Genomic DNA, 20,166 nt, shown 5'->3' on the forward strand with positions numbered 1-20,166 from the left:
CCGGCCCATCCGCGTCAGGCTGGCGAAAATTGAAAGAAAGGGACAGGCCATTGCAAACCATCAAAGCCGCCGTCTGCCATGCCTTTGACACACCGCTAAGCGTCGAAGACATCCGCATCAAAGCACCGCAATCGGGCGAGGTTGAAGTGACCTTGGATGCCGTGGCGATCTGCCATTCCGACATCCTGTTTGCCGAAGGTGGCTGGGGCGGCACACTGCCTGCCGTCTATGGCCATGAGGCCGCAGGCCGGGTCAGCGCGGTGGGGCCGAATGTGCAGGGTCTGGCCCAAGGCGACAGCGTGGTGGTCACCCTGATCCGTGCCTGCGGCAGCTGCCCCAACTGCGCCTCGGGCCAGCCGACGATCTGCGAAACCCCGCAAGCGCCCGAAGGGCCGCTGCAAACGGCGGAGGGCGCACCGCTCGTTCAAGCGATGAACACCGGTGGTTTCGCCGAGAAGGTCGTCGTCGACCGGTCGCAGGTCGTGAAAATCTCGCATGACATCCCCAAAGACGCCGCCTGCCTGATCGCCTGTGGCGTGATCACCGGCGTCGGCGCCGTGGTCAATGCGGCGGGCCTGCGGGCGGGACAAGACGTGGTGGTGATCGGCGCAGGCGGGGTCGGCCTCAACGCCATCCAAGGGGCGCGCATCGCGGGCGCGCGGCGGATCGTGGCGGTCGACATGACCGAAGACAAACTCGCCATCGCCCGCGAATTCGGCGCGACCGACACCGTGCTCGCGACCGAGGCGAAGCCGTGGCGCGCGGCCTTCAAGGCCATGGGGCGCGGGGCGGATGCCGTGATCGTCACCGTGGGCGCGATCCCCGCCTATGAAACCGCGCCGCGCTACCTCGCCGCCGGGGGCCGGGTGATCATGGTCGGCATGCCCCACAGCGGGGCCGAGGCCAGCTATGAACCGGTGGTCCTCGCCGCCCTAGGGCAAGGCATGGTCGGCTCCAAAATGGGCGATGTGGTGATCCAGCGCGACATTCCGTGGATGGTCGACCTCTATCTTCAGGGCCGCCTGCAACTCGACAGCCTGATCTCTGGCCGCTGGCGGCTGGATCAGATCAACGAGGCGATTGCCGACACCAAGACCGGCGCCGCGCGGCGCAATGTGATCGTCTTCGACCGGTCCTAAATCTGCCCCGTGGCGGGCGAACGGTCCGGCAGATCGCCGATCAGAAGGGCGCGAAAATCATTCACATTGGTCCCGGTGGGGCCAGTGTGGAACAGTGCATCTATCGCCTCGAAGGCCCCGAAAGCATCGTTGCGCTGCAAAGCGCCGCGCGGATCCACACCCGCCGCGCGCATGGCAGCCGCCGTGCCCGCCTCGACGAAGGCGCCCGCGTTATCCTCTGACCCGTCAATCCCGTCGGTATCTGCGGCCAAAGCGGTGATCCCCTCCCGCCCTTCGAGCGCCAGCGCAAGGGACAGCGCAAACTCACTGTTGCGTCCGCCGCGCCCATTGTGGCGCAGGGTGACCGTCGTCTCCCCACCCGAGAGCAGCACCAGCGGTGCAGAATGGGGAAAACCGCTTTCCTGCGCCTGCCGGGCAAGGGCCGCATGAACCAGCGCCACCTCCCGCGCCTCACCCTCGATCGCGTCCGACAGGATCCATGCGTTCACGCCCCGTGCCCGCGCAGCCTTGGCTGCGGCGGCGAGGGACAGGCCCGCAGAAGCGATGACATGGGTGGTCGTGTTGCTCGGCGCGTCCTGAGCAGGCCGCTCCGCCGCCTTTTCCAGAAACGCCATGCAACGGGGCGGCAGCTCAAGCCCCCGCGCGGCCACCTCCTCCAACACCGCCGCCGCAGTACGCCGGCCCGGCACCGTGGGGCCAGAGGCCACGGCCCCCGGATCATCCCCCGGCACATCAGAGACCACAAGGCTCACCACCTGCGCGGGATGGGCCAGTTCCGCCAAACGTCCGCCGTTGACCGTGCTGAACTGCTTGCGGATGTCGTTCATGACAGAGATCGGCGCGCCCGAGGCCAAAAGCGCCGCGTTCAACGCCTGCAAATTTTCCAGCGTCAGCCCCTCGGGCGGGGCGGGCAAAAGCGATGAGCCGCCGCCGCAGATCAGCGCGATCACCTGATCCTCCGGCCCCAGACCTTGCACCGCTTCCTGCAAGGCGCGGGCAGCCTCGATCCCGGCCTGATCGGGCACGGGATGGGCGGCCTCCAGCACCTTGATCCGCTGACAAGGCGCGCCATAGCCGTAGCGGGTGACCACGACACCATCATAGGGGTGCGGCCAGATGGCCTCGAACGCCTGCGCCAACTGCGCGGCCCCCTTGCCCGCACCGATCACCACCGTGCGCCCTTTGGGCGGCGGCGGCAGCTGGTTTTTCAGGATCAAATGCGGATCGGCGGCGGCGACGGCGGTGTCGAACAATTCGGCCAAGAACTGGCGTTTCGGGTCATTGAGGTTGGACATAGGGCACTCCGACTGCTGCAGCGATCATGGCGGCCCGTTGTCTGCTGTCAATCCGGAGGGGGCGTTCATGCTGAACAAACAGGCAGTTGCGCGCGCCCAGCAGGCCAAAGTCGGGGTCGCTGCACAGGCCCAAGGGCATCGCCGCGCGCCATTTGCTGTGCCGCCCCCCTGCGTTGAAGGCGGCGAGGAAATTGTCATCCAGCATCCACTGGTTCTGCTGCGCCACGCCCCCCGTGACGAAGACCCCGCCCCGCGCACCCATGACCAAGCCCAGATCCCCCGCGACCCCGCCAAGATACTGCACCATCAGAGCGACCGCGCGACAGGCGCTCGCGTCCTCCCCGGCCTTGGCCGCCGCGAAAATCGCCGCCGCCCCCTCCAAATGCGCCGCCTCGCCCCGGGCGGAGGCGATGGCGCGATACCAATAGGGCATGCCGGTGCCCGACAGGATCGCCTCGGCCTCGACCGCCAGCGCCGCGCCCATCTGCACCTCGGGCCGAAGCGCGATCAGCGCTTCGAAATAGGCCACTTCCTCGGCGCTATGGGGGGTGAGCCGCAGATGCCCGCCTTCGCCCGGCACCGCCGTGGGCCGCACGCCCTGCCAGACCAGAGACCCGACGCCAAGGCCCGTCCCCGGGCCGATGATCACCCGCGCCCCCGGTTGCGGTTCGGGCCCGCCCTGAAGATAGGTCACTTTCTCCGCATCCAGCGTGGCCAAAGACCAAGCCGCCGCCTCGAAATCATTGAGCAACAGCACCTTGGCGGGGTCCAAACCGCAGGCCCGTGCCAGATCATCGCGCGAGATGCTGCGCGCCGCATTGGTCATGCGCACCTGCCCGTCGACAACCACCCCGGCCACCGCCATGGCGACCCCTTCGGGCGGGCGGCCCATCTCGCTACAAAACGTCGCGCAGGCGTCGGGCAAAGTGGTCAGCCCGTCGGTGGGATGGGTGCGGCGTTCCACCACCGCCCCCGCCGGGTCTACCGCTGCGAGGCGCAGATTGGTTCCGCCGATGTCCCCTACCAAATACCACATGTGCCTGCCCCGCTGCCCTCGATACCGATGCAAGATGGCCCGCCCGCGCGGCCAAGGTCAAACAACAAAACCCGAAAGCCGAGGCTTCCGGGATTCGCATTTGGGTGCTGTCCGTTTGGATTAATCAGGGGCGATCGGCACCGATGCTTCATCGTCGCCCTCGATGACGTTTTCCTCGTCGACGATCACTTCTTCTTCCGTCTCGGGCGCGGTGGCGACTTCTTCGCCCGTCCAATAGACGATGATCCCGACGCCAAAGATCACCACAAGCGCCATGCCGATCAGGGGCCATTTGTGACGGCTTTCCTGTTTTTTGAGGTTCGTGTCCGGTGGACTCATGATCCGCTCCCTTTCGCTGTCTTCGGGCTGTGCCGCGCAGCTCTTCGCGCGGTCCTCGTTACCGGGCCAACCCGGCAAACCGCGCTAAAGTTCCCGAAAAGGGAAGGTTTCACAAAAGCGCCATCACCTCTGCCATGGCGCGACGGTAACCCGCCACGATCCGATCCCGCTGCCGGTGCCGCCCGCACGTCACCGCATGGCGGCCCGCTGACCACAGATCGGTCACCACCCGGTCCTTGGCGGCAAAGGCCAGACCGTCGAGCAATTGGTCGGGCCGCAGCGCGCAGAGCGCCGGGTCTTGGCTGTCGATCGCCACAAGATCGGCCCATTCGCCGACTGCGATCTCGCCCCGGCCCCGGCCAAGCGCTTGGGCCCCGCCACGCGCCGCACCTGTGTAAAGCGCCGCCCCGACCGAACCTTCGTCCGCCACCATCACATTGCGCGCCAAATCCCGCAGACGTTGCGAATATTCCAGCGTGCGCAATTCCTCAGTCAGCGAAATCAACACATTGGAATCCGATCCGATGCCAAACCGCCCCCCGGCGGCGAGGTAGCCCGGCCCGTTGAACGGCCCATCGCCCAGATTGGCCTCCGTCACCGGGCAAAGCCCTGCCACCGCGCCGCTGTGGGACATGGCAGCGGTCTCACCTTCCGTCATATGGGTGGCGTGGATCAGGCACCAGTTCTCGGCCACCTCGGCATTGGCCAGCAACCACTCGACCGGGCGTGCGCCAAGCCAAGCGGAGATATCCGCGACCTCTTTGGGCTGTTCGGCGAGGTGGATATGGGTCGGCACATCGGGATGGGCGGCCAGCACCTCGGCCAATTCCGCCGGAGCGGTGGCGCGCAGCGAATGGGGCGCGATGCCGACGCGGCAATCGGGGGGGAGGTCCCGCACCGCCCGCTGCGCCTGCTCAACCAGCGCGCCGAAGCGCGCCACCCCATTGCCAAAACGCGCCTGCCCCGCCTGCAAGGGCTGCTGCCCCGCCCCGCCATAGGTATAGAGCACCGGCAGATGGGTCAGCCCGATCCCCGTCTGTGCTGCCGCCGCCGCGATCCGGGCCGATAGCTCCCCCAGATCGTCATAGGGCGAGCCGTCGGGTTGGTGGTGGAGGTAGTGAAACTCTCCCACGCTGGCGAAACCGGCCTCTTGCATCTCTAGAAAGACGAAGGCCGCGATGGCTTCGATATGCGCGGGCGTCAGATGGGCGGTGAAGCGATACATCAAATCACGCCATGTCCAGAAACTGTCTTTCCCGGCCAAGCGCGTCTCGGTCATCCCGGCCATGGCGCGCTGGAAGCTGTGGCTGTGCAGATTGGCCAGCGCGGGCAGCAGGGTATCGACACGGGTGTCATCGGCCTGCGGGGCCTGCCCGGTCTCCACCTGTGTCACCCGCCCATCGGCAACCGTGATCCGAACGTCACGCGCCCATCCCTGCGGCAGTTTTGCATGTGTAGCGAAAATCATTTGACGGCCCTCTGCTTCCTTATGTATAGACATATAGCAAATAAAACCGATGTAGAAAAGTGAAACCTTAGGAGGAGGCGATAGGATGACAGCGCAGGATCGGGTCTTGGTCGATTTCACGGCGGCGACGATGGATGGCCCACAGCCCTATGGTTTGATCGAAGATGCGGCGATCGCGATTGCCGAGGGCCAGATCGCATGGGTCGGCCCGCGCGGTGATCTGCCGCAAGGCTACCGCGACCTGCCCGCCGAATCGCTGGGTCAGCGCCTCGTCACCCCCGGGCTGATCGATTGCCACACCCATATCGTGCACGGCGGCGACCGCGCGCGAGAGTTCGAGATGCGGCTGGAGGGGGCCAGCTATGAGGAAATCGCCCGCGCCGGGGGCGGCATCGTCTCAACCGTCACCGCCACCCGCGCCGCCGATGAGGCAGAGTTGCTGGCCGATGCCCTGGGCCGCATCGACGTGCTGATCGCCGAAGGGGTCACGGCCATCGAAGTCAAATCCGGCTACGGTCTGGATATCGAGACCGAGCTGCGCATGTTGCGCACCGCCCGTGCCATTGGCCAGCAGCGCCCGATCCGCGTCTCAACCACCTTCCTCGGCGCCCATGCGGTGCCTGCCGAATACGCAGGCCGCGCGGATGCCTATATCGACGATGTCTGCCTCCCTGCCCTGCGCGCCGCCCATGCCGAAGGGCTGGTCGATGCGGTCGACGGGTTCTGCGAGGGCATCGCCTTTCAACCCGCCCAGATCGCACGGGTCTTTGACCTGGCGCGGGAATTGGGCCTGCCGGTGAAACTCCATGCCGAGCAATTGTCGAACTTGGGCGGCGCGCGGCTGGCGGCCTCCTATGGCGCGCTCTCGGCGGATCATATCGAATACCTTGATGAGAGCGGCGTGAGCGCGATGGCCGAGGCGGGCAGCGTCGCCGTTCTGCTGCCCGGTGCCTTCTATACATTGCGCGAGACCCAAGCGCCGCCCATCGACCTGCTGCGCCGCCATGGCGTGCCGATGGCGCTGGCGACGGATATCAACCCCGGCTCTTCGCCGCTGAACTCGCTGCTGCTGACCCTCAACATGGGCTGCACCCTGTTCCGCCTGACGCCCGAAGAGGCGCTGCGCGGCGCAACGCAGCACGCCGCCCGCGCGCTCGGGCTGGCGGATTGCGGCATGATCCGCCCCGGCCTGCGCGCCGACCTCGCCGTTTGGGACATTAAACACCCGGCCGAGCTTGCCTACCGCATCGGCTTCAACCCGCTTCATTCCCGCATTTTCGGAGGCCAATCGTGACCACCCTGACCCTCACCCCCGGCGCGGCCACGTTGGACGATCTGGCCCGCATCTACCGCGAAGAGGCATCTGTGCGGCTCGCCCCCGCCTGCCGCCCCGCGATCGAAGAGGCCCATGCGCGCATCGCTCGGGCCGTGGCGGGCGAGGATGCCGTTTACGGCGTGAACACGGGTTTCGGCAAGCTCGCCTCGGTCAAGATCGCGGCGGAGGACACGGCGGCGCTGCAACGCAACCTGATCCTGTCGCATTGCTGCGGTGTCGGCCCCGCGATCCCGCGCGGCCATGCGCGGCTGCTGATGGCGCTGAAACTGCTGAGCCTCGGGCGCGGTGCCTCGGGCGTGCGGCTGGCGGTCGTGGACCTGATCGAAGCCATGCTGGAGCGGGGCGTGACCCCGGTGATCCCGGCCCAAGGGTCGGTCGGCGCCTCGGGCGATCTGGCCCCCTTGGCGCATATGGCCGCCGTGATGATGGGCCATGGCGAGGCGGAGTTCGAGGGCCGCGTCATGACGGGCAGCGCGGCGCTGGCCGCCGCGGATCTGACCCCGCTGGAGTTCGGCCCCAAGGAAGGGCTGGCGCTGATCAACGGCACGCAATTCTCCACCGCATTCGCGCTGGCGGGGCTGTTCGACGGATGGCAGGCCGCGAACTCGGCGCTGGTGATCTCGGCCCTATCGACCGATGCAATCATGGGCTCCACCGCGCCGCTACAGCCCGAGATCCACGCCCTGCGCGGCCATCGCGGCCAGATCGAGGCGGGCGAGACCATGCGCGCCCTGCTTGCAGGTTCGGAAATACGCGAAAGCCATGTGGCGAATGATGCCCGTGTCCAAGACCCTTACTGCATCCGCTGCCAGCCGCAGGTGACGGGGGCGGCGATGGATGTGCTGCGCATGGCCGCCGCCACGCTGGAGGTCGAAGCCAATGCCGCCACCGACAACCCGCTGGTGCTGACGGGGGCGGACCTCATCGTCTCGGGCGGGAATTTCCATGCCGAGCCGGTGGGTTTCGCCGCCGATATGATCGCCCTCGCCCTGGCCGAGATCGGCGCCATCGCGCAGCGCCGGGTGGCGCTGATCGTGGACCCGGTGCTCAGCTTCAACCTGCCGCCCTTCCTGACGCCGACCCCCGGCCTCAACAGCGGCTATATGATCGCCGAGGTCACCACCGCCGCCCTGATGAGCGAGAACAAACATCTCGCCAATCCTTGCGTCACCGACAGCACGCCGACCTCGGCCAACCAAGAGGATCACGTCAGCATGGCCGCCCATGGCGCGCGACGGCTGGGGCAAATGGTCGAGAACCTGAACCGCATCCTTGGGGTTGAATTGCTCTGCGCCGCGCAGGGCATCGATTTTCGCGCGCCGCTGGCCACCAGCGAGACCTTGCAGCGGGTGGTCGCGCGGGTCCGCGAAGAGGTCGCGACGCTGGAGGAGGACCGCTACCTCGCCCCCGATCTGGAACGCGCGGCACGGATGGTGGCGGGCGGTGAGATCACCCGCGCCGCCGCCTGCGACATGCCGGGGCTTTCCACATGACTTCCGCTGAGATCACACCCGTCGAGATCACCCGCGGCGACAGCCCCATCGTGCTCGGCCTACCCCACACCGGCACTGACCTGCCCGAGGGCATCCGGCGTGATCTGAACCCGCGCGGGCGGGAATTGACGGATACCGATTGGCATATCGACCGGCTCTACGACGGGTTGCTGCCCGGCGCGACCACGGTGCGCGCGACCTTCCACCGCTATGTCATCGACGCCAACCGCGACCCTTCGGGCGCATCGCTCTACCCCGGGCAGAACACCACCGGGCTGGTGCCGCTGACGGATTTCGACGGGCAAGACATCTGGACCACCCCGCCCGACGCAGCCGAGGTTGAGGCCCGCCGCGTGGCATACCACGCGCCCTATCACGCAGCGCTCGAGGCCGAACTGGCCCGCGTTCGCGACCTGCATGGGGTCGCGATCCTCTATGACTGCCACTCGATCCGCTCGCTGATCCCCTTCCTCTTTGACGGCCCGCTGCCCGATTTCAACATCGGCACGAACCTCGGCACCACCTGCGCGCCCAAGATCGAAACGGCTGTTGAGAAGATCTGCGCTGCAGCACCCGGCTACACGTCCGTCAGCAACGGACGCTTCAAGGGAGGCTGGACCACGCGCCACTATGGCCGCCCCTCCGAAGGGGTCCACGCGATCCAGATGGAACTGGCCCAAAGCAGCTACCTCGGCGCCGAGGCGCCGCCTTGGCCCTATGACCCCGACAAGGCCGCGCGGCTGCGCGTGCATTTGACCGATATCCTGACAACTCTGGCCGCAATGGCCCCTACCCTGAAAGGCACAGCATGAGCGATCCGCGTAAGAACACCCGTGACGTCTATCCCGCCACCGGCACCGAGCTTTCGGCGAAAAGCTGGCTGACCGAAGCGCCGCTGCGGATGCTGATGAACAACCTGCACCCCGACGTGGCCGAGAACCCGCATGAGCTGGTCGTCTACGGCGGCATCGGGCGCGCGGCGCGGACGTGGAAGGACTATGACCAGATCGTCGCCTCCCTGCGCGCGCTGGAAGAGGACCAAACGCTGCTGGTGCAATCGGGCAAGCCCGTGGGGGTTTTCCAAACCCATAAGGACGCGCCGCGCGTGCTGATCGCCAACTCCAACCTCGTGCCGCATTGGGCGAATTGGGACCATTTCAACGAACTCGATAAGAAGGGTCTAGCGATGTACGGCCAGATGACCGCCGGATCGTGGATCTACATCGGCAGCCAAGGCATCGTCCAAGGCACCTATGAGACCTTCGTCGAGGCGGGCCGCCAGCACTATGGCGGTGATCTCAAAGGCAAATGGATCCTCACCGGGGGCTTGGGCGGCATGGGCGGCGCGCAGCCTTTGGCCGCGGTCATGGCCGGGGCCTGCTGTCTGGCGGTGGAGTGCAATCCCGACAGCATCGATTTCCGCCTGCGCACCCGCTATGTCGATGAAAAGACCGACAGCCTTGATGAGGCGCTGGCGATGATCGACCGCTGGACCGCAGCGGGCGAGGCGAAGTCCGTGGCGCTTCTGGGCAATGCCGCAGATGTCTTTCCCGAACTGGTGAAACGCGGGGTCCGCCCCGATATCGTGACCGACCAGACCTCGGCCCATGACCCGGTGAACGGCTACCTGCCGCAGGGCTGGACGATGGGCGCATGGCGCGAGAAACGCGAGAGCGACCCCAAAGCCGTCGAAAAAGCCGCCCGCGCCTCGATGAAGGTGCAGGTGCAGGCGATGGTCGATTTCCACACCGCGGGCATCCCCACGGTCGACTATGGCAACAACATCCGCCAGATGGCGCTAGAGGAAGGCTTGCAGAACGCTTTCGACTTCCCCGGTTTCGTGCCCGCCTACATCCGCCCGCTGTTCTGCCGCGGCATCGGCCCCTTCCGCTGGGCGGCGCTGTCGGGCGATCCTGAGGATATCTACAAGACCGACGCCAAGGTGAAGGAAATCCTCGCTGAGGACACGCATCTGCACAACTGGCTCGACATGGCGCGGGAGCGTATCTCTTTCCAAGGGCTGCCCGCACGGATTTGTTGGGTGGGCTTAGGCGTGCGCCACAAGCTGGGGCTGGCCTTCAATGAGATGGTCCGCACAGGCGAACTCAGCGCGCCGGTGGTGATTGGCCGCGATCACCTCGACAGCGGCTCCGTCGCCTCGCCCAACCGCGAGACGGAGGCGATGAAAGACGGCTCCGACGCCGTGTCAGACTGGCCGCTGCTGAACGCGCTTTTGAACACCGCTTCGGGGGCGACCTGGGTGTCGCTGCACCACGGCGGCGGGGTCGGCATGGGCTTCTCGCAGCACTCAGGCATGGTGATCTGCTGTGACGGGTCCGAAGACGCCGACCGGCGGATCGCGCGGGTGCTGTGGAACGACCCGGCGACGGGCGTGATGCGCCATGCGGATGCGGGCTATAACGAAGCGCGCGATTGCGCCCGCGAACACGGGCTGAACCTGCCGGGTATCCTTTGAGCGCTGAGCGCTGTCGCCCACCCGCGGCGGCGGCAGCTTAATAGCGCGTGGTCAGACGGTGGCCGGGGCGGTAGGACAGCCGCACATAGGTCACCGCCTGCCCCTCCCACCACGTCGAACGCTCGACGGTAAAAACCGGATCGCCCAAGCCGCAGGCGAGGTATTCGCTCAGCCGCTGATCGGCCAGTCCGGCGGAGAGGCTGATCTCCACATCCGAAAAGGGAATGGCCGAGATCAGCCATTCGTTCGGCCCGACATCGGTGAAACTCTCCTCCCGCGCCTGCGGGAGGGTGGCGAGGTTGATCCAACGGTCCTCAAATTGATAGGGGTCGCCATCGGCGTAATGCATGCAAACCAGATGCAACGCCTCGCTCCCCGCGCCCAGTTTGAGCCGGGCGCGCAGCCAGTCGGGCGCAGGCTCGACCCGGTGGCTCACCCGCGAATACCGGTAGTCGGCGCCCTTCTCTTCGATCTCGGCCCGGACCAGCGGAATGTCGAAACGGGCCTGCCGCAGCGGGGCCATGCGCACCCGCGTGCCCGCCTTCCGCCGCCGTTCGATGAACCCCTCTTCGGCCAATTCGCGCATGGCGCGGTTGACCGTCGCCCGGGCGCAGCCATAGGTCTCGGCCAGATCGACCTCATTGGGCACAAGGCTGCCCAACGGCCACTCGCCCTTGGTGATCTTTGACAGGATGTCGGTTTTCACATCCCGGTAGGTGACTTTCATAGGGCGGCCTGCTGCGATCATGACTGTTTTACCAAGCATTACACTAGATCAATCCCCAGCCCAAGCGCCCCCGCGCGCCCCGCCCGGAGGGATACCGCCTGAGCCGGGCGCGGGTCTTGCCTCCCGCCGCATTTGCTGAAAAATTATGTGCCACCTGCCCTCTCAGCCAGAAAGGCCGCCCATGCGCGTTCAGCCCCCGAAAATCCGCACTGCCGCTTTGCTCTTGGGCCTTGGCCTGCTCGCCGCCTGCGGTGGCAAGCAGACCGAAGTCGTCGCGGTTCCGGCGGATGAGGTGGAGTGTATGGCCCGCGCGATGTATTTCGAATCCAACCGTTCCAGCCGCGACGGGATGGTGGCCGTGGGCACGGTGGTGCTGAACCGCGTCCACTCCGACGCCTTCCCCGACACGGTCTGCGGTGTGGTCGGCCAGCCCAATCAATTCGCCCCCGGCGTGATGACGAAACCGATGACCGACCGCGGCGCCCCGCTGGCCCGCGCCACGGCACTTGCCGTGCTTCAGGGGGAGCGGCATCCGAAAGTCACCCGCGCAAAATTCTTCCACGCGGCGTGGTACAATGCGAACTACAACAACATGCATTATGTGGTGACGGCGGGGGGCAATGCCTTTTACGAAAAGCGCCGCGCCCATCTTGTGACCGCGCCCAACCCGCTGCCGCCGCTCGAAGGGATCACCCCGCACTAAGGGTCACAAAACCCCGCGGGCGATCAGAATCAGCACGAGGTAACGCCCGCCCTTGGCAAGGGTGACGATCAGCAAGAACCGCCAAAGCGGTTCGCGCAACATGCCCGCGGCCAAGGTCAGCGGATCGCCGATGATCGGCACCCAACTGGCCAGCAGGCTCCAATAGCCCCAACGGCGATACCAGCCAGAGGCGCGGGCCATCTGCTTGGCCGAGAAGGGAAACCAGCGGTGATCGGCGAAATGGCTGAGGTAGCGCCCCAGCAGCCAATTGAGCAGCGATCCCAGCACATTGCCCAGCGTCGCCACCAGCCACAAAAGCGCCGTGGCATGAGCGTCCGACCACATCAGCCCCAAAAGCACCGCTTCGGACTGCGCGGGGATCAGGGTGGCCGCCAGCAGCGCCGCGAAGAACAGGCTCAGCAGGGCCAGCATGTCGGCGGCGAGGGTGGGCAAAGACGGCAGGGCATGGCGCGTCAGTAAAGACGCCGCGCCCACAGGGCAAGCCGCCCTTTGGGAAAGCGCGCAGGCTTATTTGGTCAGGATCAACTTGCCCGCCCGCGTGATGCGCAGCGTATAGGTCTGGCCGTCCAAGACGATATTCGCGGTCGAGCCATTGGGCACCAAGGCACGGGCATCATGCACGGCCTCTTGGGCCGGTTGGGCGGCGGGCGATGGATCGGGCAGTTTTTGCATCAGGCTCATGCCATCTCTCCCATTTGGCGGGCGCGTTGCAGATCGATGAGATGCTCCAGCCCGAAACCCTCGCAGGCGGCAGCATCGTTGCTGCCAAGCGCGATGTCGCGCCAGCTATTGTTGGATGGGGTCTGTAGCCGGGCATGGGCCATTGGCTCGGGCGTGGTCACGGGTGTCCTCACGGGGCGGGCTCCTTTCCATTGACATCCGGGCTTCCGACGCGCGGTGGCTTGGACGGTTTCGGCGTAAAGTCGTTCATACCCCGGCGAAACGCCCGGGTTCCTTTAACGGCTACTTAATCTGATTATTTTAGTCAAGTATAGAAACCCCGGCCCTCCCGCGTTATTCCGCGTCGATCTTCTGAATGGCACTGAAGCCTTCGAACTGCGGTGAACCCTCGTGCAGCTTGCGGGTCTGCCCCGTCCGCGCATGGGCGGCACGAAAGGCATCGCTGGTCGTCCAAGCCCGAAAATGCGCCTCGCTCTCCCAAACGGTGTGAGAGGCATAGAGGATCGCCCCCTCTGCCTCGGGCCCTTTAAGCATGTGGAAGGAGACGAAGCCTTCGCTCTCCTTCAGGTGGCTTTCGCGGTTCAGCCAAAGCGCTTCGAAAGCGGCGGCATTCTCGGGCAAGACGGTGAAACGGTTCATGGCAAGATACATGGGCCTGTCCTTTAGTTCTCGATCAGGGCGTTGCAGGGGTCGTCGCGCTCGGCGGGCTGGATGAGGCGGGTCTCATCGAAAGGCACTGCGGTCTCGGCCTCTACGAAGCCGATGGCGTGGGTCGTGACTTCGGGCGCGGCTTGGGCGATGAGGGCCGGAATGCCCCAATCGGTGCGGGCATGGCCATTGCCGGTGATCACCGCCACCGGCGGGCCGTAGGCTTTGAGCGCGTCGAGCGCGGCGCGGGCGAAGGTGGCGTCGCGGTAGCGCTGCACGGCGACCATGCCGCCCATCATCTCGCGCGGCATGGCCTCGCAATGGGCGGCGAATTGCAACTCTACCCGCGCGGCCTGCTGATCCTCCGGCAAGGGCTGGTCAAGGCCGAAGCGCGCCGCCTCAGGCCCGAAGAGCGCGGCTGCCCCCTCGCGGTACACGCGCTGCACAGCCTCCCGCGGGGCGGCGGCGCCGATAATGCGGGCGTCTCCCAAAGCGTCAAAGATCGGGACATAGATATCGAAGTGCTGCCACCCGCTCGCCGCCCAAGCCTGCGCAATCTGGCTGCGATCGGCGTCGGCCTTTGCCGCCTCTTCGGCGGTGAGCATCTCGAACACCACAGCCGTAGGACGCAGCGCCTTTAACTCAGCGGCCTGTTCGAGATGGGCATGGGGATTGTCATGCACCTCGCCCAAGATCACGATCTCGGCGGGGGTGTCAGCGTTCGCGGGCAGCGCCAGCCAGAACAGCAGCGCGGCGCAAAGACGCTTCGCGCTCACGATTTGCGCTCATCCGTGTCGGTTTTGATTTCGGGGTCGTTGTAATCGTTGGGGTCAAAGTCTTCGGGGTCGAACGGGTCTTCGTCCTCGGCGATGCCGCTGACATGGGTGGTGCCGCTTTCCTCGTCAAAGACCAACCCGTAGTTCGCCTTGCCCTCGCTTTTGTAGCGCCGAAACTCGTGGATGCCTGCGTAGACGAAAACCAGCGTGATCGGCAGCAGAATCAGAAATGCGATAACTTGGGCGTCCATGAACGCGCTCCTTTGAATGCTTGTCGGGGGCCTGTCTCACCATAGGGGGCGCGGGTGGAGGACACTGCGCGCGCGGTGATCCGGCCAAAGATCTTAACGGTCGCTGCGCCAATTGCGCGGCCTGACCAGATGCGGCCCTATCTGAACCGCCTTGTGAGAGAAAGCATTAATCCGCCCAGTTTGTTCCGCAAGCTCTATTTCGCAGGCCCTTGTTTCATTGCGTTAAACCGGCCCTTAGGCCCTCGCAGCCCCGCTCGTTTGCCCCATGCGCAGCGGCGGCGGCATCGCACAAGCGCCTATGAAACCAGCACAAACGCGCGGACTTAGGCAGCCGTTCCGCAAAAAGGGACGCGTTACAAAAGCTTCGTCAAACTTAAACATTCGTGACATTCACCACTGCGATAGCTCGCCCCGCAAACCCCGGGGGACTTATGCTCGTCATTTCTGAACTGACCAAAACATTCGGCGCGAACACAGCGGTGGCCCGCGCCAACCTAGAGGTCGACAAGCCGCAGATGATCGGAATCATCGGCCGCTCCGGCGCGGGGAAATCCACACTCCTGCGGATGCTCAACCGGCTGACCGATGCCTCCTCGGGGCAGATCCTGTTTCAGGGGCGCGATGTGACCGCCCTGCGCGGCGCGGCCCGGCGCGGCTGGCAGGCGGAATGCGCGATGATCTTTCAGCAGTTCAACCTCGTCCCGCGGATGGATGTGGTGTCGAACGTGCTGCACGGCACGCTCAACCGCCGCTCGACGCTGAGCAGCATCTTCAACCTCTACCCCGATGCCGACATCACCCGCGCCATCGAAATCCTCGACCGGCTGGGCATCGCACAGCACGCGCTCAAACGGGCCGAGGCGCTTTCCGGCGGGCAGCAACAGCGCGTCGCCATCGCCCGCGCCCTGATGCAGGACCCGCAGATCATTCTGGCGGATGAACCCATCGCCAGCCTCGACCCGATGAACGCGCAAGTGGTGATGCAATCGCTGCGCCGCATTCACGAGGAAGATGGCCGCATGGTCATCGCCAACCTTCACACGCTGGATACCGCGCGCCGCTACTGCGACCGCGTGGTGGGGATGCGCGACGGGAAAATCGTCTTTGACGGCACGCCCGAGCAGCTGACCACCGGCATGGCCCGCGAAATCTACGGTGCGGACAGCAGCTTTTCCGAAGCCGCCACCTCAACCGAGATCGAAACGCTGGACAAAGTGCCAGCCTGACACGACCCGCCCCAAAGGGCATTTTTTGCAAACGGAGACGACACAATGAAAAAGCTCATCGCCGCCGCCTTGGCAACCACGGCCCTCACCGGCACCGCCATGGCCCAAAGTGCCGAGATCGACGAATTCCGCATCGGCATCCTCGGCGGGGAAAACGCGCAGGACCGGATGAACTCCTACGAATGTCTGCGCGGCTACACCGAAGAGCGCCTTGGCGTTCCGGCCAAACTCTTTGCCCCGGCCGACTATAACGGCGTGATCCAAGGTCTGCTGGGCGGCACGCTCGACATGGCATGGCTGGGCGCTTCGGCCTATGCCGCCGTGCACCTGCAAGACCCCGAAGCGGTCGAGCCGGTGCTGGTCAAGATCAACCTCGACGGCTCCTACGGCTATCACTCCATCGGTTTCGCGCGCAAAGATGCGGGCATCAACAGCCTCGAAGACATGCAGGGCAAGGTCTTTGGCTTTGGCGATCCGAACTCCACCTCGGGCTACCTGATCCCCTCCATCGAAATCCCCCAGACGACCGGCGCCACCATGGAATCCGGCGACTACTTCGGCGAAGTGAAATTCACCGGTGGCCATGAGCAGACCATCGTCGCGGTCAACAACGGTGACGTCGACGGCGGCGTGACATGGGCCGACGGTCAGGGCAACTGGGAAGACGGCTACAACTCCGGCGCGCTGCGCAAAGCCGTGGACGCGGGCCTCGTCGACATGAACGATCTGGTGGAAATCTGGCGCTCCAAGCCGATCCCCGAAGGCCCGGTTGTACTGCGCAAGGCCCTGCCTGAAGAGGTCAAGGCGACCATGACCCAACTGGTGGATGAACTGCACGAGAAAGACGCCGATTGCGCCTACGGCGTGGCCGCGGGCGAGAGCCTCGGTTTCGATCCGATCGCGCATGACGCCTATGTTTCCATCGTCGAAGCGCGCAAGGCGAAATCCAACTGATCGCAGCGATTACAAGACATCTGGCAGGTCCCGACAACGATTGTCGGGGCCTGTCGTCATAGGGGGACGACAGATGCACCAGACCACCACCGCACCGCAGATCACGGCGGATTACCTTGCCCACACCCGACAAAAGCGGGTGATGAACATGATCCTGCTGGTCGTTTTCCTGGCCCTGCTGATCGGCGGTTTCGGCACCGCCAATGCCCGCAACGCAGGCGGTTTCTGGAACGGGCTGCCCAATATCTTTGACTTCCCCGCCGATGTACTGGGCGAGGCTTGGGAGCGCATCCATCTGCTGCCCGGCTATTTCGTGAAATACCTCCCCTCTCTGATCGAGACGGTGAACATCGCCGGGGCCGCCACGCTGATCGGCGCGCTGCTGGCTTTCTTCGCTGCCCTTCTGGCCACCCGCGGCCTTGCCCCGGCCCCGTGGCTCGTGGCGCCGCTGCGCCGCCTGCTGGACGTGCTGCGCGCGGTGCCTGAGATCGTCGTCGCGCTGGTGCTGATCTTCCTTCTAGGCGGCGGCCCGGTGCCCGCCATGATCGCCATCGCGCTGCATACCGTGGGCGCGCTCGGCAAGCTTTTCTCCGAGGTGAACGAGAACGCCTCTCTCAAACCTGTCGACGGCCTTGCCTCTGTCGGGGCGGGCTGGCTGCAACGCATGGTGCTGGGCGTCGTGCCGCAGGTCGCGCCCAACTACCTCTCCTACGCTCTGCTGCGGTTCGAGATCAACATCCGCGCCTCGGCCATCCTCGGCTTCGTCGGCGCAGGCGGCATCGGCTATGACCTGCGCAACACGATGTCTTGGGGCCAAGGCAAATTCGACGAGGCGGCGGCGATCTTTCTGCTGCTCTTCGGCACCATCATCATCGTCGACCAAGTCTCAAGCCATTTCCGCGATCGGCTGACCCATGGCCGCGCCTATAAGGACAAGGGAGCCATCCTGTGACCGACCTTACCGCTTCCACCCTCCCCGCTCAGCAGGTCGCCAGCCGTAGCTTCCGGCGCAAACGCATGGCGAGCCTTGGCGCTCCGGTGCTGATCCTTGCCTATCTCACTTACGTCTTCTTTGCCTTCGACGTGGCCGGGCTGGGTGACCGCATCAATGTGTCGAACATGAAGACGCTGGTGGCCGACAGCTATAGCTACAAAACCCATGTCGCCCGCGACAACCGCAACGGCGAGATGGAGATCGCCATCGAAGGGGAGCGCAAGGGCCGCTATGCCCCCGGCACCGCGCCTGATTGGGTCACCTTGGGCGAGACCTCTATCGTCGAGTTGGGCAACGGCCATACCGTCGAACTGGGACCGGAAGTGCGCTATGACGTGCCGGGCTACGGGCTGATCACCGCCACGCCGGGGCGCAGCGGCGTCAACGCCACCCTGCCCGACGGCCCCTTGCCCGCGTGGATCAACGCCTCGAAAAACCGTCTTGCCGTGACCACGGAGGCAGGCCGCCTGACGATCACCCGCAACCGCGCCGAGGTGTTCCGCTATTTCAACGGGTGGGAGCTGTTCTTCTTCACGCTCGACAGCCCCTACTACGGCATGTCCCCGCTTGAGCTGTTGCGCAGCGGTGAATATGGCGCGATCTGGCAGGACTTCTGGACCAACAAGATGTGGCGTCACGGCGATGTGGCTTGGGCGCTGGTCGAGACCGTTCTCATGGCCTTCCTCGGCACTTTTGGCGCGGCGATGATCGCCCTGCCGCTGGGGTTTCTTGCGGCCAAGAACTTCTCTCCGCTCGGCGTGCTGCGCTTTGCCGCGCGGCGGCTCTTTGACTTCCTGCGCGGGGTCGATGGGCTGATCTGGACCATCGTGCTGTCCCGTGCCTTTGGCCCCGGCCCGCTGACCGGCTCGCTCGCAATCCTGCTGACAGACACCGGCACCTTCGGCAAAATCTTCTCCGAGGCGCTTGAGAATGTGGATGACAAACAGATCGAAGGCATCGCCTCCACCGGGGCCGCCCCCGTGCAGCGCTATCGCTTTGGCGTGATCCCGCAGATCACCCCGGTTCTGCTGAGCCAAGTGCTCTACTATCTGGAATCCAACACCCGATCCGCCACCATCATCGGCGCGATCACCGGCGGCGGCATCGGCCTGCTGCTGACCCAAGCGATCATCACCCAAAAGGATTGGGAAGAGGTCAGCTATTACATCGTGCTGATCATTCTGATGGTCGTGGCGATGGACAGCTTCTCGGGCTGGCTGCGCCGCAAGCTGATCGCGGGCAATGGGGCGGGCCACTGATGGCGCGTCTCAAAGCGGATGCGCCCTTCCTTCACCCGGACTGCGAAGTGACTGACACGCAGTTCGGGCGCTATGTCGAGATCGGGCGCGCCACGCGCCTCGCCCATTCCGAGATCGGCGATTACTCCTATTGCGACCGCTGGTGCGACATCGCCAACACGCAAGTCGGCAAGTTCAGCAATATCGCCGCCAGCGTGCGCATCGGAGCCACCGATCACCCGATGGAAAAGGCCAGCCTGCACCACTTCCACTACCGCGCCGGGGACTACTTCGACGGGGCCGAGGATGACGCCGACTGGTTTGCCCTGCGCCGCAGCCGCCGCACGGTGATTGGCCATGACACGTGGCTGGGACACGGCGCGCAGGTCCGGCCCGAGGTAACCATCGGCCACGGCGCGGTGGTGGCAGGCGGGGCCATCGTCACCCGCGATGTCGCCCCCTATATGATCGTCGCAGGCATTCCGGCCAAACCGCTCCGCCGGCGCTTTTCCGAAAGCATCGCCGCGCGGATGGAGGAATTGGCGTGGTGGGATTGGCCCCATGACCGACTGCAAGCATCGCTCAAGGACTTCCAAACATTGCCCGCCGAAGCGTTTCTTGAGCAATACGGCTAGTCGCCGGGGTTGAGCGTCAGCGTCACCCGGTCACCCGCGAACCAAGTCACCCCATATTCCACCGGTACGCCTTCGGGGTCCACGTTGATCCCCGCCGAGCGCAGGATCGGCGCGCCTTCGGACAGCCGCAGATGCAGTGCCTGCGTGGCAGTGGCAAGCTTCGCCGTCAGCCGGGTCGAGGCGCGGGTGTAGTCCGCCACCCCGCCCTGCGCCAAAGCCGTGGTGACCGAGCGGCTGGCCGCAAGCGCCGCTAATAAGTCAGGAAACCGCGCGGCGGGAAAGATGCTGCGAAAGATCGCGATGGGCTGCTCATCGGCCAGCGACAGCCCCTCATAGACATGCACCATTGCATCCCCACCCAGCCCCAACTGCGCGGCCTCATGGGCCGAAGCCGCCCGTGTCTCCAACATCAAAACCTCCTTCGCCGGCACCCGCCCCGCCGCCGCAAGGTTCTGGTGAAAGCGCACCCGTTTGCCGATGGGATAATCCGTGGGCCGCTGCGCCACGAAGACCCCGGCCCCGCGACGGCTGTAGGTCAGCCCGCTCTCGTTCATGTCACCGATCGCGCGGCGCACCGTGTGACGGTTCACGCCAAACCGCGCCGCCAACTGCGCCTCGGTCGGGAGCCGGTCGCCGGGGGCGTATTTCCCCGTTGCGATGTCATGGGTGAGCGTGGCGGTGATGGTTTTCCAGATCGCAGTTCGGGCCATGTCGCAGAAGTTTCACATAT

General features: G+C 65.4%; 23 protein-coding genes. 11 read left to right on the top strand and 12 right to left on the bottom strand.

Going from position 1 to position 20,166, the window contains the following annotated elements:
- Window positions 1–50: 50 nt before the first annotated feature.
- Complete coding sequence (locus ACGYLX_RS16265) at window positions 51–1,139, top strand: zinc-binding dehydrogenase (protein ID WP_394450798.1); 1,089 nt, start codon at window positions 51–53, stop codon at window positions 1,137–1,139.
- Here ACGYLX_RS16265 and ACGYLX_RS16270 read toward each other — a convergent pair.
- The 4 genes from ACGYLX_RS16270 to ACGYLX_RS16285 form a co-directional block, all read right to left on the bottom strand.
- A complete protein-coding gene (locus ACGYLX_RS16270) occupies window positions 1,136–2,434 on the bottom strand; it encodes a glycerate kinase (protein WP_394450800.1) in 1,299 nt (432 codons plus the stop codon). The two genes, ACGYLX_RS16265 and ACGYLX_RS16270, sit on opposite strands and share 4 nt — an antisense overlap.
- Window positions 2,418–3,470, bottom strand: a complete 1,053-nt coding sequence (locus tag ACGYLX_RS16275; RefSeq protein ID WP_394450802.1) for an ROK family protein — start codon at window positions 3,468–3,470, stop codon at window positions 2,418–2,420. The genes ACGYLX_RS16270 and ACGYLX_RS16275 overlap by 17 nt, the downstream gene beginning before the upstream one ends.
- A 120-nt stretch (window positions 3,471–3,590) precedes the next feature.
- Window positions 3,591–3,809: a hypothetical protein gene (locus ACGYLX_RS16280; protein ID WP_209217373.1), complete on the bottom strand. Its 219-nt coding sequence runs from the start codon at window positions 3,807–3,809 to the stop codon at window positions 3,591–3,593.
- A gap of 109 nt (window positions 3,810–3,918) precedes the next feature.
- The gene (locus ACGYLX_RS16285; protein WP_394450805.1) at window positions 3,919–5,277 is read right to left on the bottom strand and encodes a formimidoylglutamate deiminase; all 1,359 of its coding nucleotides are present in this window, start codon (window positions 5,275–5,277) and stop codon (window positions 3,919–3,921) included.
- Window positions 5,278–5,362: 85 nt separating this feature from the next.
- Here ACGYLX_RS16285 and hutI point away from each other — a divergent pair, with 85 nt between their 5' ends.
- From hutI to hutU, 4 genes are read left to right on the top strand one after another with little or no spacing between them, the layout of a single operon-like run.
- A complete protein-coding gene (gene hutI / locus ACGYLX_RS16290) occupies window positions 5,363–6,571 on the top strand; it encodes an imidazolonepropionase (protein ID WP_394450806.1) in 1,209 nt (402 codons plus the stop codon).
- Window positions 6,568–8,106, top strand: coding sequence for a histidine ammonia-lyase (hutH, locus tag ACGYLX_RS16295; RefSeq protein ID WP_394450808.1), 1,539 nt, complete (start codon window positions 6,568–6,570; stop codon window positions 8,104–8,106). Before hutI ends, hutH begins: the two co-directional genes overlap by 4 nt.
- An 11-nt stretch (window positions 8,107–8,117) precedes the next feature.
- Window positions 8,118–8,918, top strand: a complete 801-nt coding sequence (gene hutG / locus ACGYLX_RS16300) for an N-formylglutamate deformylase (RefSeq protein WP_394450872.1) — start codon at window positions 8,118–8,120, stop codon at window positions 8,916–8,918.
- Window positions 8,915–10,582 carry a urocanate hydratase gene (gene hutU, locus ACGYLX_RS16305; RefSeq protein ID WP_394450811.1) on the top strand — a complete coding sequence of 556 codons (1,668 nt, stop codon included), beginning with the start codon at window positions 8,915–8,917 and terminating at the stop codon, window positions 10,580–10,582. Before hutG ends, hutU begins: the two co-directional genes overlap by 4 nt.
- A gap of 37 nt (window positions 10,583–10,619) precedes the next feature.
- Here the strand turns inward: hutU and ACGYLX_RS16310 are convergent, their stop codons facing one another.
- On the bottom strand, window positions 10,620–11,309 hold the full coding sequence (locus ACGYLX_RS16310; protein ID WP_394450813.1) for a UTRA domain-containing protein: 690 nt from the start codon (window positions 11,307–11,309) through the stop codon (window positions 10,620–10,622).
- A gap of 181 nt (window positions 11,310–11,490) precedes the next feature.
- Between ACGYLX_RS16310 and ACGYLX_RS16315 the strand changes: the two genes are divergently transcribed.
- Entirely contained in the window at window positions 11,491–12,012 is a 522-nt protein-coding gene (locus ACGYLX_RS16315) for a cell wall hydrolase (protein WP_394450815.1), read from the top strand.
- 3 nt (window positions 12,013–12,015) lie between these two features.
- Here the strand turns inward: ACGYLX_RS16315 and ACGYLX_RS16320 are convergent, their stop codons facing one another.
- The 6 genes from ACGYLX_RS16320 to ACGYLX_RS16345 all read right to left on the bottom strand — a co-directional run bounded on the left by ACGYLX_RS16320 (window position 12,016) and on the right by ACGYLX_RS16345 (window position 14,389).
- Window positions 12,016–12,444: a YqaA family protein gene (locus ACGYLX_RS16320; protein WP_394450875.1), complete on the bottom strand. Its 429-nt coding sequence runs from the start codon at window positions 12,442–12,444 to the stop codon at window positions 12,016–12,018.
- Between the two features lie 96 nt (window positions 12,445–12,540).
- A complete protein-coding gene (locus ACGYLX_RS16325; protein ID WP_082851946.1) occupies window positions 12,541–12,705 on the bottom strand; it encodes a hemin uptake protein HemP in 165 nt (54 codons plus the stop codon).
- 5 nt (window positions 12,706–12,710) lie between these two features.
- Entirely contained in the window at window positions 12,711–12,887 is a 177-nt protein-coding gene (locus ACGYLX_RS16330) for a hypothetical protein (protein WP_394403127.1), read from the bottom strand.
- 160 nt (window positions 12,888–13,047) lie between these two features.
- Window positions 13,048–13,365, bottom strand: a complete 318-nt coding sequence (locus ACGYLX_RS16335; RefSeq protein WP_394450817.1) for an antibiotic biosynthesis monooxygenase family protein — start codon at window positions 13,363–13,365, stop codon at window positions 13,048–13,050.
- Window positions 13,366–13,376: 11 nt separating this feature from the next.
- Window positions 13,377–14,138: a ChaN family lipoprotein gene (locus tag ACGYLX_RS16340; protein WP_394450819.1), complete on the bottom strand. Its 762-nt coding sequence runs from the start codon at window positions 14,136–14,138 to the stop codon at window positions 13,377–13,379.
- Window positions 14,135–14,389, bottom strand: a complete 255-nt coding sequence (locus ACGYLX_RS16345) for a hypothetical protein (RefSeq protein WP_209217383.1) — start codon at window positions 14,387–14,389, stop codon at window positions 14,135–14,137. The genes ACGYLX_RS16340 and ACGYLX_RS16345 overlap by 4 nt, the downstream gene beginning before the upstream one ends.
- 431 nt (window positions 14,390–14,820) lie before the next feature.
- Here ACGYLX_RS16345 and phnC point away from each other — a divergent pair, with 431 nt between their 5' ends.
- The 5 genes from phnC to ACGYLX_RS16370 all read left to right on the top strand — a co-directional run bounded on the left by phnC (window position 14,821) and on the right by ACGYLX_RS16370 (window position 19,436).
- On the top strand, window positions 14,821–15,615 hold the full coding sequence (phnC, locus tag ACGYLX_RS16350; RefSeq protein ID WP_394450821.1) for a phosphonate ABC transporter ATP-binding protein: 795 nt from the start codon (window positions 14,821–14,823) through the stop codon (window positions 15,613–15,615).
- Window positions 15,616–15,660: 45 nt separating this feature from the next.
- Entirely contained in the window at window positions 15,661–16,569 is a 909-nt protein-coding gene (gene phnD, locus ACGYLX_RS16355; RefSeq protein ID WP_394432194.1) for a phosphonate ABC transporter substrate-binding protein, read from the top strand.
- 73 nt (window positions 16,570–16,642) lie between these two features.
- A complete protein-coding gene (gene phnE / locus ACGYLX_RS16360; protein WP_271691894.1) occupies window positions 16,643–17,521 on the top strand; it encodes a phosphonate ABC transporter, permease protein PhnE in 879 nt (292 codons plus the stop codon).
- A gap of 65 nt (window positions 17,522–17,586) precedes the next feature.
- The gene (gene phnE / locus ACGYLX_RS16365) at window positions 17,587–18,822 is read left to right on the top strand and encodes a phosphonate ABC transporter, permease protein PhnE (protein ID WP_394450877.1); all 1,236 of its coding nucleotides are present in this window, start codon (window positions 17,587–17,589) and stop codon (window positions 18,820–18,822) included.
- Window positions 18,822–19,436, top strand: coding sequence for a chloramphenicol acetyltransferase (locus tag ACGYLX_RS16370; RefSeq protein ID WP_394450823.1), 615 nt, complete (start codon window positions 18,822–18,824; stop codon window positions 19,434–19,436). Before phnE (ACGYLX_RS16365) ends, ACGYLX_RS16370 begins: the two co-directional genes overlap by 1 nt.
- Here ACGYLX_RS16370 and phnF read toward each other — a convergent pair.
- Window positions 19,433–20,146 (bottom strand): phosphonate metabolism transcriptional regulator PhnF, encoded by a 714-nt coding sequence (gene phnF, locus ACGYLX_RS16375; protein ID WP_394450825.1) that lies wholly within the window; start codon window positions 20,144–20,146, stop codon window positions 19,433–19,435. The genes ACGYLX_RS16370 and phnF overlap by 4 nt on opposite strands.
- Window positions 20,147–20,166 lie beyond the last annotated feature (20 nt).

This window comes from Sulfitobacter sp. 1A13496 (genome assembly GCF_043557225.1).
Taxonomy (GTDB): Bacteria; Pseudomonadota; Alphaproteobacteria; order Rhodobacterales; family Rhodobacteraceae; genus Sulfitobacter; species Sulfitobacter faviae.

Coding starts and splice junctions, on each gene's coding strand:
- ACGYLX_RS16270 (WP_394450800.1), bottom strand. CDS start 2,434: ATGTCCAACCTCAATGACCCGAAACGCCAGTTCTTGGCCGAATTGTTC.
- ACGYLX_RS16275 (WP_394450802.1), bottom strand. CDS start 3,470: ATGTGGTATTTGGTAGGGGACATCGGCGGAACCAATCTGCGCCTCGCA.
- ACGYLX_RS16280 (WP_209217373.1), bottom strand. CDS start 3,809: ATGAGTCCACCGGACACGAACCTCAAAAAACAGGAAAGCCGTCACAAA.
- ACGYLX_RS16285 (WP_394450805.1), bottom strand. CDS start 5,277: ATGATTTTCGCTACACATGCAAAACTGCCGCAGGGATGGGCGCGTGAC.
- hutI (WP_394450806.1), top strand. CDS start 5,363: ATGACAGCGCAGGATCGGGTCTTGGTCGATTTCACGGCGGCGACGATG.
- hutU (WP_394450811.1), top strand. CDS start 8,915: ATGAGCGATCCGCGTAAGAACACCCGTGACGTCTATCCCGCCACCGGC.
- ACGYLX_RS16310 (WP_394450813.1), bottom strand. CDS start 11,309: ATGAAAGTCACCTACCGGGATGTGAAAACCGACATCCTGTCAAAGATC.
- ACGYLX_RS16315 (WP_394450815.1), top strand. CDS start 11,491: ATGCGCGTTCAGCCCCCGAAAATCCGCACTGCCGCTTTGCTCTTGGGC.
- ACGYLX_RS16320 (WP_394450875.1), bottom strand. CDS start 12,444: ATGCTGGCCCTGCTGAGCCTGTTCTTCGCGGCGCTGCTGGCGGCCACC.
- ACGYLX_RS16325 (WP_082851946.1), bottom strand. CDS start 12,705: ATGCAAAAACTGCCCGATCCATCGCCCGCCGCCCAACCGGCCCAAGAG.
- ACGYLX_RS16335 (WP_394450817.1), bottom strand. CDS start 13,365: ATGTATCTTGCCATGAACCGTTTCACCGTCTTGCCCGAGAATGCCGCC.
- ACGYLX_RS16345 (WP_209217383.1), bottom strand. CDS start 14,389: ATGGACGCCCAAGTTATCGCATTTCTGATTCTGCTGCCGATCACGCTG.
- phnC (WP_394450821.1), top strand. CDS start 14,821: ATGCTCGTCATTTCTGAACTGACCAAAACATTCGGCGCGAACACAGCG.
- phnD (WP_394432194.1), top strand. CDS start 15,661: ATGAAAAAGCTCATCGCCGCCGCCTTGGCAACCACGGCCCTCACCGGC.
- phnE (WP_271691894.1), top strand. CDS start 16,643: ATGCACCAGACCACCACCGCACCGCAGATCACGGCGGATTACCTTGCC.
- phnE (WP_394450877.1), top strand. CDS start 17,587: ATGGCGAGCCTTGGCGCTCCGGTGCTGATCCTTGCCTATCTCACTTAC.
- ACGYLX_RS16370 (WP_394450823.1), top strand. CDS start 18,822: ATGGCGCGTCTCAAAGCGGATGCGCCCTTCCTTCACCCGGACTGCGAA.
- phnF (WP_394450825.1), bottom strand. CDS start 20,146: ATGGCCCGAACTGCGATCTGGAAAACCATCACCGCCACGCTCACCCAT.